We start from the raw sequence: 13,529 nt of genomic DNA, 5'->3' as shown, positions 1-13,529 counted from the left end.
AAACAGTCTCTTCCCCCGCCGGCGCCGGGCCGCCATATAGGGCCTTCGAAGGGGGAGCCGCCTTGCGCCTGACCGACATCGCCGACGACATCATTCGCCTCGCCGAAGAGGCGAGGGACGGCGCGGCGGAGATGCTGTTCGAACCCACCGTGCGCCTCGGCGTCACCGGCCTCAGCCGGGCGGGGAAGACCGTGTTCATCACCTCGCTCGTCGCCAACCTCCTCGCCCGGGGGCGGATGACGCAGTTCCGGGCGGAGGCGGAGGGGCGGCTCCTCTCCGCCATCGTCACGCCGCACCCCGACCGGGGGACGCCGCGCTTCGCCTATGAGGACCATCTCGCCGCGCTTTCAGGCGCGGAGCCACGCTGGCCGGAAAGCACGCGGCGGATCAGCCAGATACGGGTTTCCCTTCGCTACCGGCGCGAAGGGCTCTTCGCAGGGCTCCAGGGGCCGGGCGCGCTCCATCTCGACATCGTGGACTATCCCGGCGAATGGCTGCTCGACCTCGGGCTGCTCGACGCCGAATTCGACGAATGGTCGGCGAAGGCGCTGGCGGCGGCGGCATTGCCCTCGCGCGCGCCGCACGCCGCCACATGGCGCGCCGCGCTCGCCGCGCGGGACGGGGCGGCGCCTTTCGACGAGGCGGAGGCGCAGCGCCTCGCCGCGGCCTTCACCGGCTATCTCCGCGCCTGCCGGGAGGCGGGGCTCTCCGGCTTCGCGCCGGGCCGGTTCCTGATGCCGGGGGACATGGAGGGCTCGCCCGCGCTCGCCTTCTGCCCCTTGCCCCCGAAAGCGGGGCGGGATGCGCTCCACGCGGAGTTCGCCCGCCGGTTCGACGCCTATCGCCGCCATGTCGCGAAGCCCTTCTTCCGCGATCACTTCGCGAGGCTCGACCGGCAGATCGTGCTCGTGGACCTGATGACGGCGCTTTCCGACGGCCCGGCCGCCGTGGCGGACCTCGCCGGCGCGATGACCGAGGCGCTTTCCGCCTTCCGGCCGGGGCGCAATTCCTGGCTCGCCTCGATCCTCGGCGCGCGGATCGACCGGATCCTCTTCGCGGCGACGAAGGCGGACCATCTCCATCATTCCGAGCATGACCGGCTCACGGCGATCCTCTCCGCGCTCCTTTCCGACAGCGTGTCGCGCGCCGCCTTTCGCGGGGCGGAGACGCGGGCGATGGCCATCGCCGCTCTCCGCGCGACGGTGGAGCAGGAGGCGGAGGGGATGCGCGCCGTAAGGGGCCGGCTCCTCGCCACGGGCAAGGAGGCCGCGCTCGACCCCGGCGAATTGCCGCGGGACCCTGCGCCCGTCCTCGCCGCCGCCCGCGCCTCCGCGGGGGAGCCGGGGGGCGGCTGGCTCGACGGGGAGTTCCGGGCCATGGCCTTCGGGCCGCCGCGCCTCACGGCGGGGGAGGGGCTGCCGCATATCCGGCTCGACCGGGCGCTCGACTTCCTGATCGGGGACAAGCTGACATGAGCGAGACGACAGGACGGCGGGGGCCGAAGCTGATCGAGGAGGGATTGGAGCGGCTGCCGCCCGCGCCCGCCTCCGCCGCCGAGGCGCCGCCCGTCGACGACGCGCCGCCGCCGACCCCGCCGCTTCGCGCCGGGAGGCGCGGCCTTTCGCTTGCCGGTCTCTTCTGGGCCGGGCTCGGCGGGCTCCTGACATTTGCGCTCGGGCTCTGGGCGGTGGAGGTGGTGGAAGCGCTGCTGGCCCGCAATCTCTGGCTCGGCCGCGTCGCGCTCGGGCTCGCGATCCTCGCCGGGGCGGCGGCGCTCCTCGTCGCGCTCCGGGAGATCGCCGGCCTCTCCCGCCTCGGCCGGATCGACGCGCTCCGCCTGCGCGCCGCCGCAGCGCGGGAGGGGCGGGACAGGGCGGCGGCCGCCGCGGCGCTCGACGGGCTCTCCGCCTTCCTCTCGGGGCGCCCCGAACTCGCCGCCGCGCGGGCGGAGGCGAAGGCGCGGGCGGCGGACCTGATGGACGCCGACGCGCTCCTCGACCTCGGGGAGCGGCGGCTCCTCGCCCCGCTCGACGCGGCGGCGGAGCAGGCGGTGAAGCGCGGCGCGCGGGAGGCGGCGACGGCGACCGCGCTGATCCCGCTTCCCGCGCTCGACGTCCTCCTCGCCTTCGCGATCAATCTCCGCATGATCCGCCGCGTGGCGGAGATCTATGGCGGCCGTTCCGGCTGGGCCGGCTCGCTCCGGCTCATGCGCGCCGTCGCGGCGCATCTGGCCGCGACCGGGCTCATCGCGCTGGGGGACGATCTCCTCGGCCCGACGCTCGGCGGCGGCGCGCTCGCGAAGCTCTCCCGCCGCTTCGGGGAGGGCGCGGCGAACGGCGCGATGACGGCGCGGATCGGAATCGCGGCGATGGAGGTCTGCCGCCCGCTACCCTTCGTCGCGCGCGCCGCGCCGCGGGTTCCGGCGCTCATGGCGGGGGCGCTGCAGGGCTTCCTCCGCCGCGGCGAGGGCGAAGATCGTTAACGCGGCATTTCGTTAACGGAATCGCGGGGATTACCCGGTAGCCCTCGGCTTCGGACAGCCAGGGTGACGCATGAAGCACTTCGACCACAAGGCGACGGCGGAAGAGGCGGCGGAGGCGCCGGGCGCGGCGCCTGCGCCCGATGCGCTCGCGCATCTCGCGCAGTGCGACATGCTGGACGCCGGCGTGGTGGCCTGGGACGCGAAGGGCCGGTGCGACTTCGTGAACGACCGTGCGGTGGCGCTCCTCGAACTCGAGGATTACGGGCTGAAGCGGGGGGACCGCCGCTCGGACCTCTTCGAGCATTTCGTGAACCGGGGCGTTCTGGACGCCGCGCGGATCGAGGGCCTGCACGGGCTCTACCGCTCCGGCGAACCATTCGCCTTCGAGACGACGACGCCCTCCGGCCGCCACCTCCTTCACAAGGCGCGCCCGCGCAACGGCGGCGGCCACGCCATCGTCTCCATCGACGTGTCGGAGCTTCGTGCGCGCGAGCTGAAATCCGAGGAAGGCCGCGCGCGGGCGGAGAAGATGGAGCGCAAGCTCGGCGTGGAGCTTGCGCGGCTGAATTCGGAAAAGGCCCGCGTGGAGGAACGGCAGGAAGAGCTTCAGCGCCTCAGCCTCGTCGCCGCCCACGCGAAGGACCTCATCGTCATCACCGACCCGACCTATCGCGTCGCCTGGGCCAACGAGGCCTTCCGCCGGCATAACGGGCTCGACCTCGAGATGGACCTCCTCGGCCGCTCCGCGCGCGACGTGCTGACCGGGCCGGAGAGCGCGCCGGCGACGCTGGCGCGGATCGACGAGGCGGTGCGGAGCCGCCAGTCCGTCACCATCGAGATGATCTGCCACCGGCGGAACGGCCCCCCCTACTGGATGGAGCAGGAGATCATCCCTGTCTTCAACGACCGGGGGGAGCATACGAATTTCATCCTCGTCGGGCGCGACGTCTCCGAGCGCAAGCGCGCCGAGGCGGAGGCTGCGGCGGCGCGGCGGTTCGAGGAGGCGAAGCGCACCGAATCCCGGATGCTCGCCGAGTTCAACGAATGGCTCCAGTCGAGCGACACGCTGGACGAGCTCTTCGCCGTGGTCAGCACCTTCCTCGGCAAGCTGCTGCCGGGCTCCTCCGGCGCCGTCTACACCTATCCGACGACGCGCGACGCGCTGCACCGCGCCTGCGCCTGGGGCGCGGCGGCGCAGATCGAGGAGTTCGAGCCCTCCGCCTGCTGGGCGCTCCGCCGCGGCCGCCCCTATTTCTACGGCGACAACACGATCGACATCTGCTGCGACCATGTGATGGCGACGCGGACGGACGGCCCGCCGGAGCATCAATACTGCCTGCCGATCATCGCGCATGGCGACACGGTCGGCCTTCTCTCCGTCGAACTCGGGGCGGATGCGGGGCAGGACACGCAGAAGCTGGTGAACTTCTGCGCCGAGCATATCAGCCTCGCCATCGCCAACGTGAAGATGCGGGATCTCCTGCGCGAGCAGTCGACGAAGGACCCGCTGACCGGCCTCTACAACCGGCGCTATTTTCTCGACTATGCGCGCCGGGAGCTGGCGCGCTGCGCGGCGCAGGGCAGGGAGGCGGCGCTCCTTTCCTTCGACGTGGACCATTTCAAGCGGTTCAACGACACCTACGGCCATGAGGCGGGGGATACGGTGCTGAAGGCGCTGGCCGAGCTCCTGCAGAAGACCTTCCGCCAGGCGGATGTGCCCTGCCGCTTCGGCGGGGAGGAATTCGTCGTCGTCATGCCGGGCTGCGGGGAAGAGCGGGCCATCGAACGGGCGGAGCAGCTCCGCGCCGCGGTCGAGGCGCTTCAGCTTCGCCATAGCGGCGAGACGCTGCGGGTGACGATCTCCATCGGAGTGGCCACTACGGGCGAGGAGGCCAGCGCCATCCAGGACCTGCTGGCGAACGCCGACGAGGCGCTCTACGCTGCGAAGGATGCGGGGCGGAACCGGGTGCAGGCCGCCGCCTGAGGCGATTTTGCGCCGCCCGGCCCCGCGCCGGGTGGCGCCGCGGGGCCTGGCCCGCTACGTCATGCGTCGCCGGCCGGGAGCGCGCGATGACAGAATCCGAACCAGAGCGCCGCCCCGAGGCGGACGTGGAAAGGGACGACGAGGCCTACGGCCTCGATTCCGAGGTCGTGTCCGAGGTGCTCGAAGCGCTGGAGGCCGAAGACGCGCCCCGCGTCCTCGCCCTTGTCGACGACCTCCACGTCGCGGACCTCGCGGACCTCATCGAACAGATCGGCTCGGCGGATCGCGAGGCGCTGATCCGCGCCCTCGGAGACGGGCTGGACGCCGAGGTGATCTCCGAGCTCGACGAATCGGTGCGCGACGAGGTGCTGGATTTCGTCGATCCCGCCGTGCTCGCCAAGGCGGTGAAGGAGCTGAACTCCGACGACGTCGTCTATCTGGTCGAGGATCTGGAGGACGCGCAGAAGGAGAAGGTGCTGGAAGCGCTGGACCCGGAGGAGCGGGTCGTCGTCGAGCAATCCCTCGCCTATCCGGACTATTCCGCCGGCCGCATGATGCAGCGGGAGCTGGTGAAGGCCCCGCCGTTCTGGACCGTCGGCCAGATGATCGACTCGATGCGCGCGGCGGAGGAGCTGCCGGACCCGTTCTATGAGGTCATCGTGGTGGACCCGGCGATGAAGCCGCTCGGCGTCATCCCGCTCGGGCGGATCATGGGTTCGGGCCGGCCCACGCTCCTCTCCGCGATCATGAACGAGGATTTCCACGCGATCCCCGCGACGCAGGAATCGGACGACGTCGCCTACGCCTTCAGCCAGTATCACCTCGTCTCCGCCCCGGTCGTGGACGAGGACGGGCGGCTCGTCGGCGTCATCACCATCGACGATGCGGTCGAGGCGATGGGCGACGAGGCGGAGGAGGACATCCTGCGCCTCGGCGGCGTCGGCGACGAGAGCCTGGCGGACCGGGTGTGGGACATCACGAAATCCCGCTTCCCCTGGCTCGCCGTCAATCTTCTCACCGCCATTCTCGCCAGCCTCGTGATCGACATCTTCGAGGCGGAGATACAGGCCTATGTCGCCCTCGCCGTGCTCATGCCCATCGTCGCCTCGATGGGCGGCAATGCGGGGACGCAGACGCTCACCGTCGCGGTCCGCGCCCTCGCGACGCGCGATCTCACCGCCGCGAACATGTGGCGGGTGATTGGGCGCGAGGCGCTGGTGGGGCTCATCAACGGCGTCGCCTTCGCGGTTCTCGTCGCGATCATGGGGGTGATCTGGTTCGGGGACCCGATGCTCGGCGTCGTCCTCGCGGTCGCGATGATCGGCAACCTCCTCGTCGCCGGCCTCGCCGGCATCGCCATCCCACTGGCGCTCGACCGCGCCGGGGCCGATCCGGCGCTGGCCTCGGGCACGTTCGTCACCACGGTGACGGATGTGGTGGGATTCTTCCTCTTCCTCGGGATCGGGGGGTGGCTGCTGCTGTGAGCGACAAGGCGATGAAATCCGCAGAGTTCGAGGAGCGTTTCGACGCCGGCGAAGACGTCTCCGCCGCAGTGGACTGGTCGAAGGCGCGGCGCGTCAATGTCGATTTCCCCGCCTGGGTCGTCTCCGCGCCTGACCGGGAGTCGAAGCGGCTTGGCGTCACCCGGCAGGCGCTCATCAGGATGCGGATCGCCGATCGGCTCGGCTGAGGCCCTTCACCCGCGCGCCGGGCGCCAGAGCGGGCCGGCGGCGAGGAGGAGGACGAGGACGTTGATGAGCGCGTTCGCCGCGTTGCCGGAGGCGATGGAGCCCGCGCTGTCCAGCACGAACCAGGCGAGAAGGCCGGTCATCACCGCCCGGCGCACGCCCTCGGGCGCCGCGTCGAAGACCGCGCCGGAGAGCATCCAGATCGTGACGCCCCAGCCGAAGAGGAACCCGCCCGTCAGGGCGGAGAGGAACCGCGTGTCGGGATGTTCCCAGGTCGTCCCCCCGTCGGGCGGCCAGGCGAGGAGGTCGAGCGACCAGCGCGCCGGCTCCAGCGTCGCCTCCATCGTGCCGAGGAAGAAGACCGGGCCGAAGGAGCCGACGACGAGAGCCGCCACCTTCAGCCAGAGCTTGTGCATCCCGATCGTCGCCATCGCCGCCTCCCTTTCCGCCCGGGTAGCGGGCGCGGGCGGCGGCGCGCAATGATCCGGAAGGTCAGTGACGCAACGTCGCCTCTCGCCTAGTCTCGGCGCATGGAGGGGTTCGGAGACGAATTGCGGTCGTGGCGGAAGGCGCGCCGGCTGAGCCAGATGGGGCTCGCCGCGGCGGCGGACGTCTCCGCCCGCCACATCGCCTGTATCGAGACGGGAAAGGCGCGGCCGAGCGCGGAGATGGTGGCGCGCCTCGCCGAGGCGCTGGCCCTTCCGCTCCCGGCGCGCAACCGCCTCCTCGCCCGCGCCGGCTTCGCGCCGCGCTGGCGGGCGCGGGACTGGCCGGAGGCGGAGATGGCGCCCGTCCGCGCCGCAATCCGCCACATGCTCGAAAGCCATGCGCCCTTTCCCGGCCTCGCGGTGGACAGGCTCTGGCGCATCCTCGCGCTCAACGGCCCGGCGCGGGCGCTCTTCGGGCCCTTGGGGATCGGGGAGGGGGCGGACCTCCTCGCGCTCATGGTCTCGGGCGCGCTCGCGCCGCATGTCGAGAACTGGCCCGAGGTCGCGCGCCACGCCGCGCTCAGGCTCCGCTCCGAAAGCGCCGCGCAGGGCGGGGCGCCGGAGCTCGATCATGCGGCGGAGCGGCTGGCGGCGGAGGCGGGGCCGGGCGGGGAGCAGGCGGGGCCGGTCATCCCCGTCATCCTCCGCGCGGGCGGGGCCCGGCTTTCCCTCTTCGCCGCGCTGGCCGCCTTCGCCACGCCCGCGGACGAGACGCTGGAGGACCTCAGGATCGAACTCTACTTCCCCGCCGATCCCGAGACGGAAGCCGCGCTGCGGGCCGCTGCGGCGGGATAGCGAGGGGCGTTCAGCCCCGCGCCCGCCGCCGCCGCCGCCCGCCTTCCTCGTCCCCGCTTCCGCCGAAGGCGACGGCGGGGAGGGTTACGACGCCGTTCAGGACGGGGAACGGGTCCGTCTTGTGCGGCACGGCGATGGCGTTCACGAAATGCTCCTGAAAGCGCGGCTCCGTCGCCGTCTCCACCTTCTCGATCCGGCGCACCACGCTTTCGATCTCCCGCCGCGCGGCGGAGTTGAGGAGCGCGATGCGCGCGCCCGTGCCGGCGGCGTTGCCGGCGGAGGAGACCTTCTCCAGCGGGCAATCGGGGATCATGCCGAGCACCATCGCGTGTTTCGGGGAGATATGCGCGCCGAAGGCGCCGGCGAGGATCACGCGGTCCACCTTCTTCACCCCGCGCCGGTCCATCAGCAGCCGGGCGCCGGCATAGAGCGCGGCCTTGGCGAGCTGGATCGCGCGGACGTCCGCCTGCGTGACGAGGATGCGCCGGCCCTCCGGCGTCTCGTGCAGAAGATAGGCGTGGGTTCGCCCGTCCGGCACGCAGCGGCCCGTTCCCGCGGCGGCGGCGGAGCCGATGGCGCCGTCCTCGTCGATCACCCCGGCGAGGCGCATCTCCGCGATCACCTCGATGATGCCGGAGCCGCAGATGCCCGTCACCCCCTCGCGCCCGAGGGCGGCGGCGAAGCCCGGATCGTCGGACCAGAGCTCGCAGCCGATGACGCGGAAGCGCGGCTCCTTCGTCGCGGGGTCGATCTCCACCTTCTCGATCGCGCCGGGAGCGGCGCGCTGCCCGGCGCTGATCTGCGCCCCCTCGAAGGCGGGGCCGGTGGGGGAGGAGCAGGCGAGGACCTGCCGGCGGTCGCCAAGGAGGATTTCCGCATTGGTGCCGACATCGACGACGAGCACGAGATCGTCGGAGACGTTCGGCCCCTCCGAAAGCGCCACCGCCGCCGCGTCCGCCCCCACATGGCCGGCGATGCAGGGCAGGATGTAGATGCGGGCGTTCGGGTGCATCTCCATGCCGATCTCGGTGGACCAGAAGTTCAGCGCCGAATTGGTGGCGAGCGCGAAGGGAGCCCAGCCGAGCTCCTTCGGGTCGATCCCGAGGAGAAGGTGGTGCATCACCGGGTTGCCGACGAAGACGGCCTCCACGATCTCCTCCCGGTCCACCCGCGCCTCGGCGGCGACCTGGCCGATGAGGGCGTTCGCCGCCTCCCGCACCGCCTTCGTCATCGCCGCGGCGCCGCCGGGGTTCATCATGGCGTAGGAGACGCGGCTCATCAGGTCCTCGCCGAAGCGGATCTGCGGGTTCATCAGGCCGGAGGAGGCGAGCACCTCCCCCGTCACGAGGTCGCAGAGATGGCAGGCGACGGTGGTGGAGCCGACATCGAAGGCCGCGCCGTAGATCGAGCCCTCATGGAAGCCGGGCCAGACCTGGATGATCCGCGCGGGGCCCAGCCCGTCCCCGTGATGGACGGCGACGGTGACCTTCCAGCCGCCTTCCCGCAGCGCGGGCTGGAGCATCTGGAGCGTGCGGAGGTCGCCCACGGCGTGGGCGAGGCCCCATTGCGCCGCCAGCGCCTCCTGCAGCCGTTCGAGGTCTCCGCTCGGATGCTCCATGTCGGGCTCCGCGACCTCGACGTAGTAAAGCCGCGTCGCCGGGTCCATGACGATCTCGCGCGCCTCCGCGCGCTTCCGCACGACCTGCTTGTGGACCTGGCTCTCGGGTGGCACGTCCACCACCACGTCGCCCTGCACCGTCGCCTGGCAGCCGAGCCGGCGCCCGTCGATCATCCCGCGCTTGGCGCGATAGCGCTCCTCCACGGCGTTCCATTCGGAGAGCGCATCCTCCGCCGAGGTTACGCCATGCTTGGAGAACTCGCCGAATTGCGGGGCGACCTGGCATTTCGAGCAGATGCCGCGCCCGCCGCACACGCTGTCCAGATCGACGCCGAGCGCGCGGGCGGCGGTGAGGATCGGCGTGCCCACGGCGAAGCGGCCGCGCTTGCCCGAGGGCGTGAAGACGACGAGGGGGTCTGTGTCGCTCATTTCGGTTCCCATGCTGCGCCTGCGCCAGCTATTCCTTTTCGCGCGACAATCCAACGCCGCATGGCGCCGCGCGACGCAAGCGGAGCGGAAAGCGGCGGAAGGGAAAAGAGATGCCGAAACCAGCCTACATTCTCAACGGTCCGAACCTCAACATGCTGGGGGAGCGGGAGCCGGACATCTATGGCCACACCACGCTCGCCGACATCGAGCGCGCCTGCGCGGCGCTGGGGCAGGCAATCGGCCTCCCGGTCGTCTTTCGCCAGACGAACCATGAGGGCGTGATGGTGGACTGGATTCAGGAGGCGCGGCGGGAAGGCTCCGCGCTCATCCTCAATCCGGCCGGATTCTCCTTCCACTCGGTTCCCGTCCTCGATGCGGTGCGCATGTTCGGCGGCCCGATGATCGAGCTTCACATCTCCAACATCCACGCGCGGGACGCGCAGCACCGCCATTCCATCATCGCCGCGGCGGCGACTGCGGTGATCTGCGGCCTTGGCGCGGCGGGCTATCCGGTCGCGCTCCTCGCCGCGGCGCGGCTCCTCGGGATGGAGACGCCGATGATGCCGGAGGGGCTTCGCGCGGCGCCCTGAGCCTCAGCCGCGCCGGCGGCTCCGCCGACCGTCCCGCGCGCCGCGGGCGCCCTCGTCGCCGCCGGCGACCTTGTTGAAGCGGATCCACGCCGCGCCCGAAGGGTCGTTGTTCAGAAGGAAATCCGCGGCCTTGATCGCCTCGATCTCCTTCGAGGGGCCGGCCTTCGCCGAGCCGAGGCCGATCAGGGGGACGAGAACCTCGGGGTCGATCCCCTCGGGGAAGATCACGCCGAGCGCCTCCAGCTCCGCGATCCGCTCCGCGATCTTCTTCGGCGTCGCCGCCGCCTGCAGCGGATTCATGATCGCCGAGGTCATGCCCGCCGCCGCCGCCATCGGCAGGAAGGCGTTGTTGATGCCATGCCGGTTCGGCAGGCCGAAGGAGATGTTGGAGGCGCCGCAGGTCGTGTTGACGCCAAGCTCCTCCCGGAGCCGCCGGACAAGGGCGAAGACCTGCTGGCCCGCCGTCGCCATTGCGCCGATGGGCATGACGAGCGGGTCGACCACGATGTCATGCGCGGGAATGCCGAAATCGGCGGCGCGCTCGACGATCTTCTTCGCCACGGCGAAGCGCACGTCCGGATCCTCGGAAATGCCGGTGTCGTCATTGGAGATCGCCACGACCGGCACGTCGTATTTCTTCACGAGCGGCAGGACGAGCTCCAGCCGTTCCTCCTCCCCCGTCACCGAATTGAGGAGCGGGCGGCCCTCCGCCGCCTTCAGGCCGTTCTCCAGCGCGCCGGGAACGGAGCTGTCGATGCAGAGCGGCACGTCGACCAGCGCCTGCACCCGCTCCACCATCTCCTTCATCAGCGCGGGCTCGACGAAGTTGTTGTCGGCGTAGCGCGGGTCCTCCGCCATCTTGTTGGAGAAGACTGCGCCCGAGTTGATGTCGAGAATCGCCGCGCCCGCGGCGACCTGGTCCAGCGCGTCCTTCTCCACGGTGGAGAAGTCCCCCATCTCGAGTTCGGCGGCGAGCTTCTTGCGCCCGGTCGGGTTGATCCGCTCCCCGATCACGCAGAAGGGCTGGTCGAATCCGATGATGACGGTCTTCGACCGGGAGGCGACGACAGTGCGGGTCATGGGTCTCTTTCGTCTCGGCTCAGGCCGTGGCGGCCATCTTGCGGGCGCCGCGCATGGCCCCCGTGAAGTCCGCCGTAGCGCGAATCCCGCCGAGGGGAAAGAAGTGAACCCGTCGCACCGCGAAATCCGGGTTCGCCGCGCCGTGCGCCGCGAGATCGGCGAGGAAGGCTTCGGGCGTGAAGGGCAGCATCAGCTTCGTCACATCCGCCGCCCGCCGCTGCAGCACGCGGACGGAGGGGCCGACGCCGCAGGTCATCGCGAATTTCACCAGCGTCTGGAGCTTCGCCGGGCCCGCGACGCCGATATGGACGGGGAGGGCGATCCCCTCCTCCCGCAGCCTTTCGGCCCATTCGATCACCGGCTCCGCCTCGAAGCAGAACTGTGTCGCAATGGCCATCTCGACGCCCGCCTCGCGCGCCCAGTCCTGCTTCCAGCGGAGCGCGGCCATGGCGTTCGCGCCGTCGCCCGCAGGGTCGATGTCCCGGTTGCCCTCGGGGTGACCGGCGACATGGATGCGGCGGAAGCCCGCCTTCTCGAAAAGGCCGGTGCGCATCAGCGCCATGGAATCGGAGAACTCGCCCGCGGGGGAGGAGACGCCGCCGGCGAGCAGCAGCGCCTGGTCCACCCCGGCCTCGCCCTGGTAGCGGGCGATCCAGTCCGCCAGAGTCGCCCGGTCCCGGATGATCCGGGCCGGGAAATGCGGCATGACGGGGAAGCCCTCGGCCGCGAGGCGCTTCGCCGTCCGCACCATCTCCTCGATCGGCGTGCCGTCGATATGCGCGATGTAGATGCGGGAGCCCTCGGGCAGGAGCGGGCGGAAATCCTCGATCTTCTCGGCCGTCCGCGGCATCACCTCGATGGAGAAATCCTCAAGGAGGGCGGCGACGCCTCCCGACGCGGCGGGCTGGGCGGCTTTGCGGCCCGAGAAAAAGCTGAGGATGTTCGCCATGCCCGTGCTCCCCGTTCGCGGCTACGCCGCGCTGTTCCAACCGTCATTCGCGATGAGCGCCTTTATCCGCTCCGCGTCGTATTCCGCTTCGAGCCGGGCGGCGATGGCGGCGGCGAGCGCCGCGTCGTCGGCCTCCGACTCCTCCTCATGCGCCGCCTTCCGCCATTCGGCGAGATAGGCGTCATCCCCTCGCGCGCCGACCTTCATGGCGCAGCGGTCGATGGCCTGCTCGAACCGCTCCGGCAACTGGACCTTGGCGGCCCGCCGGCCCTTGCCGACGATGACCTGCGCCGGAATGTCCCTCCAGTAGACCGTCACCACCTGCGTCACGCTTCAAACTCCTGTCCTCATCCCGCAAATGCGCCGCCGCGCGGGTTCCGGCGCGCATGATCGCGACCGGCGGCGCGCGCTTTGCGACACGTCTTGCGACGTGGAGCGACGACGCGCCGCGCGCAAGTCGCCTTTTCGCCTTGTAGCGTCGGTTTTTCGCCTGTATCTCCGATCCGTGTAGTTCGCGATCCTTGTGGGAAGGCGCATCCGATGACGACTCCGACGCCGACGATCTCCTTCGAATTCTTCCCTCCCAAGGGGCCGGAAGGGGCGCTCAGGCTGTGGCGTTCGGTCGAGCGTCTCGCGCCGCTCGGGCCGTGCTTCGTCTCCGTCACCTACGGCGCCGGCGGCTCGACGCGGGAGCGGACGGTGGCCGCGATCCAGACGATCCGGGACCGTGCGGGGCTCGACGTCGCGGGCCATCTCACCTGCGTGGGCGCGACGCGGGAGGAGACGCTGGCGGTCGCACGCACCTACGCCAAGCTCGGCTGCCGCCGCATCGTCGCGCTGCGCGGCGACCCGGCGAACGGGGCGGAACGCTTCACGCCGCATCCGGGCGGGTTCTCCGGCTCGGTGGAGCTCATCGAGGCGCTGAAGGCGGAGGGGCGGTTCCACGTCTCCGTCGGCGCCTATCCGGAGCCGCATCCCGAAGCTGCGGGGGAGGGGGCGGACGTCACGCATCTGAAGCGCAAGTTCGACGCCGGCGCCGATGACGCGATCACCCAGTTCTTCTTCGACGTCGAGACCTTCCTGCGCTTCCGCGACCGCTGCGCGAAGGCGGGAATCGACCGGCCGATCATCCCCGGGGTGCTCCCGATCGAGAACTTCGCCCGGATGAAGGGCTTCGCCGCCCGTTGCGGCGCCCGCGTGCCGGCCTGGATGGAGACGGCCTTCGCCAATGCGGAGGAGACGGGCGCGGGCGAGCTGCTCTCCATCTCCATCGCGGCCGAGATGTGCGACACGCTGCGGCGCGAGGGGGCGGGGCATATCCACCTCTACACGCTCAACAATCCGGACCTGCCCTATCAGGTCTGCCAGGCGCTGGGCGTGGAGACGACGCCGATGCGCATCGCCGCCACCGGGGGCTGCGCCTGAA

The 13,529-nt window shown here is 71.1% G+C and carries 13 protein-coding genes; 8 read left to right on the top strand and 5 right to left on the bottom strand.

Annotated elements, in window-relative coordinates; translation table 11 throughout:
• Positions 1-62 precede the first annotated feature (62 nt).
• The 5 genes from ACE37J_RS15630 to brnA all read left to right on the top strand — a co-directional run bounded on the left by ACE37J_RS15630 (position 63) and on the right by brnA (position 6,156).
• The gene (locus tag ACE37J_RS15630) at positions 63-1,475 is read left to right on the top strand and encodes a YcjX family protein (protein ID WP_409712575.1); all 1,413 of its coding nucleotides are present in this window, start codon (positions 63-65) and stop codon (positions 1,473-1,475) included.
• The gene (locus ACE37J_RS15625; RefSeq protein ID WP_409712574.1) at positions 1,472-2,482 is read left to right on the top strand and encodes a TIGR01620 family protein; all 1,011 of its coding nucleotides are present in this window, start codon (positions 1,472-1,474) and stop codon (positions 2,480-2,482) included. The genes ACE37J_RS15630 and ACE37J_RS15625 overlap by 4 nt, the downstream gene beginning before the upstream one ends.
• Before the next feature lie 70 nt (positions 2,483-2,552).
• Positions 2,553-4,466, top strand: a complete 1,914-nt coding sequence (locus ACE37J_RS15620) for a diguanylate cyclase (protein WP_409712572.1) — start codon at positions 2,553-2,555, stop codon at positions 4,464-4,466.
• Between the two features lie 86 nt (positions 4,467-4,552).
• Positions 4,553-5,950: a magnesium transporter gene (gene mgtE, locus ACE37J_RS15615; protein WP_409712571.1), complete on the top strand. Its 1,398-nt coding sequence runs from the start codon at positions 4,553-4,555 to the stop codon at positions 5,948-5,950.
• Entirely contained in the window at positions 5,947-6,156 is a 210-nt protein-coding gene (brnA, locus tag ACE37J_RS15610; protein ID WP_409712570.1) for a type II toxin-antitoxin system BrnA family antitoxin, read from the top strand. Before mgtE ends, brnA begins: the two co-directional genes overlap by 4 nt.
• Positions 6,157-6,162: 6 nt before the next feature.
• Here brnA and ACE37J_RS15605 read toward each other — a convergent pair whose 3' ends face one another.
• A complete protein-coding gene (locus tag ACE37J_RS15605; RefSeq protein ID WP_409712568.1) occupies positions 6,163-6,585 on the bottom strand; it encodes a hypothetical protein in 423 nt (140 codons plus the stop codon).
• Positions 6,586-6,684: 99 nt separating this feature from the next.
• Here ACE37J_RS15605 and ACE37J_RS15600 point away from each other — a divergent pair, with 99 nt between their 5' ends.
• Entirely contained in the window at positions 6,685-7,437 is a 753-nt protein-coding gene (locus ACE37J_RS15600) for a helix-turn-helix domain-containing protein (RefSeq protein ID WP_409712567.1), read from the top strand.
• A gap of 10 nt (positions 7,438-7,447) precedes the next feature.
• Here ACE37J_RS15600 and ACE37J_RS15595 read toward each other — a convergent pair whose 3' ends face one another.
• On the bottom strand, positions 7,448-9,484 hold the full coding sequence (locus ACE37J_RS15595) for an ASKHA domain-containing protein (RefSeq protein WP_409712565.1): 2,037 nt from the start codon (positions 9,482-9,484) through the stop codon (positions 7,448-7,450).
• Positions 9,485-9,594: 110 nt separating this feature from the next.
• Here ACE37J_RS15595 and ACE37J_RS15590 point away from each other — a divergent pair, with 110 nt between their 5' ends.
• Entirely contained in the window at positions 9,595-10,074 is a 480-nt protein-coding gene (locus ACE37J_RS15590) for a type II 3-dehydroquinate dehydratase (RefSeq protein WP_409712563.1), read from the top strand.
• Between the two features lie 3 nt (positions 10,075-10,077).
• On the opposite strand, the gene ACE37J_RS15585 is transcribed toward ACE37J_RS15590, so the two are convergent.
• The 3 genes from ACE37J_RS15585 to ACE37J_RS15575 are packed head-to-tail and all read right to left on the bottom strand — an operon-like array spanning position 10,078 to position 12,433.
• A complete protein-coding gene (locus ACE37J_RS15585; protein WP_409712561.1) occupies positions 10,078-11,154 on the bottom strand; it encodes a methyltetrahydrofolate cobalamin methyltransferase in 1,077 nt (358 codons plus the stop codon).
• 19 nt (positions 11,155-11,173) lie between these two features.
• Positions 11,174-12,103: a methylenetetrahydrofolate reductase gene (locus ACE37J_RS15580; RefSeq protein ID WP_409712559.1), complete on the bottom strand. Its 930-nt coding sequence runs from the start codon at positions 12,101-12,103 to the stop codon at positions 11,174-11,176.
• Between the two features lie 21 nt (positions 12,104-12,124).
• Complete coding sequence (locus ACE37J_RS15575; RefSeq protein ID WP_409712557.1) at positions 12,125-12,433, bottom strand: virulence factor; 309 nt, start codon at positions 12,431-12,433, stop codon at positions 12,125-12,127.
• Positions 12,434-12,643: 210 nt separating this feature from the next.
• Between ACE37J_RS15575 and metF the strand changes: the two genes are divergently transcribed.
• Positions 12,644-13,528 (top strand): methylenetetrahydrofolate reductase [NAD(P)H], encoded by an 885-nt coding sequence (gene metF / locus ACE37J_RS15570; protein WP_409712555.1) that lies wholly within the window; start codon positions 12,644-12,646, stop codon positions 13,526-13,528.
• Position 13,529 lies beyond the last annotated feature (1 nt).

It is taken from the genome of Pikeienuella sp., assembly GCF_046290545.1.
Classification (GTDB): domain Bacteria; phylum Pseudomonadota; class Alphaproteobacteria; order Rhodobacterales; family Rhodobacteraceae; genus Pikeienuella.
Note: the sequence above shows the minus strand (reverse complement) of the source record. Positions and strands in the feature narration are given on the sequence as shown.

Coding starts and splice junctions, on each gene's coding strand:
- ACE37J_RS15625 (WP_409712574.1), top strand. CDS start 1,472: ATGAGCGAGACGACAGGACGGCGGGGGCCGAAGCTGATCGAGGAGGGA.
- ACE37J_RS15620 (WP_409712572.1), top strand. CDS start 2,553: ATGAAGCACTTCGACCACAAGGCGACGGCGGAAGAGGCGGCGGAGGCG.
- mgtE (WP_409712571.1), top strand. CDS start 4,553: ATGACAGAATCCGAACCAGAGCGCCGCCCCGAGGCGGACGTGGAAAGG.
- ACE37J_RS15605 (WP_409712568.1), bottom strand. CDS start 6,585: ATGGCGACGATCGGGATGCACAAGCTCTGGCTGAAGGTGGCGGCTCTC.
- ACE37J_RS15600 (WP_409712567.1), top strand. CDS start 6,685: ATGGAGGGGTTCGGAGACGAATTGCGGTCGTGGCGGAAGGCGCGCCGG.
- ACE37J_RS15595 (WP_409712565.1), bottom strand. CDS start 9,484: ATGAGCGACACAGACCCCCTCGTCGTCTTCACGCCCTCGGGCAAGCGC.
- ACE37J_RS15590 (WP_409712563.1), top strand. CDS start 9,595: ATGCCGAAACCAGCCTACATTCTCAACGGTCCGAACCTCAACATGCTG.
- ACE37J_RS15585 (WP_409712561.1), bottom strand. CDS start 11,154: ATGACCCGCACTGTCGTCGCCTCCCGGTCGAAGACCGTCATCATCGGA.
- ACE37J_RS15580 (WP_409712559.1), bottom strand. CDS start 12,103: ATGGCGAACATCCTCAGCTTTTTCTCGGGCCGCAAAGCCGCCCAGCCC.
- metF (WP_409712555.1), top strand. CDS start 12,644: ATGACGACTCCGACGCCGACGATCTCCTTCGAATTCTTCCCTCCCAAG.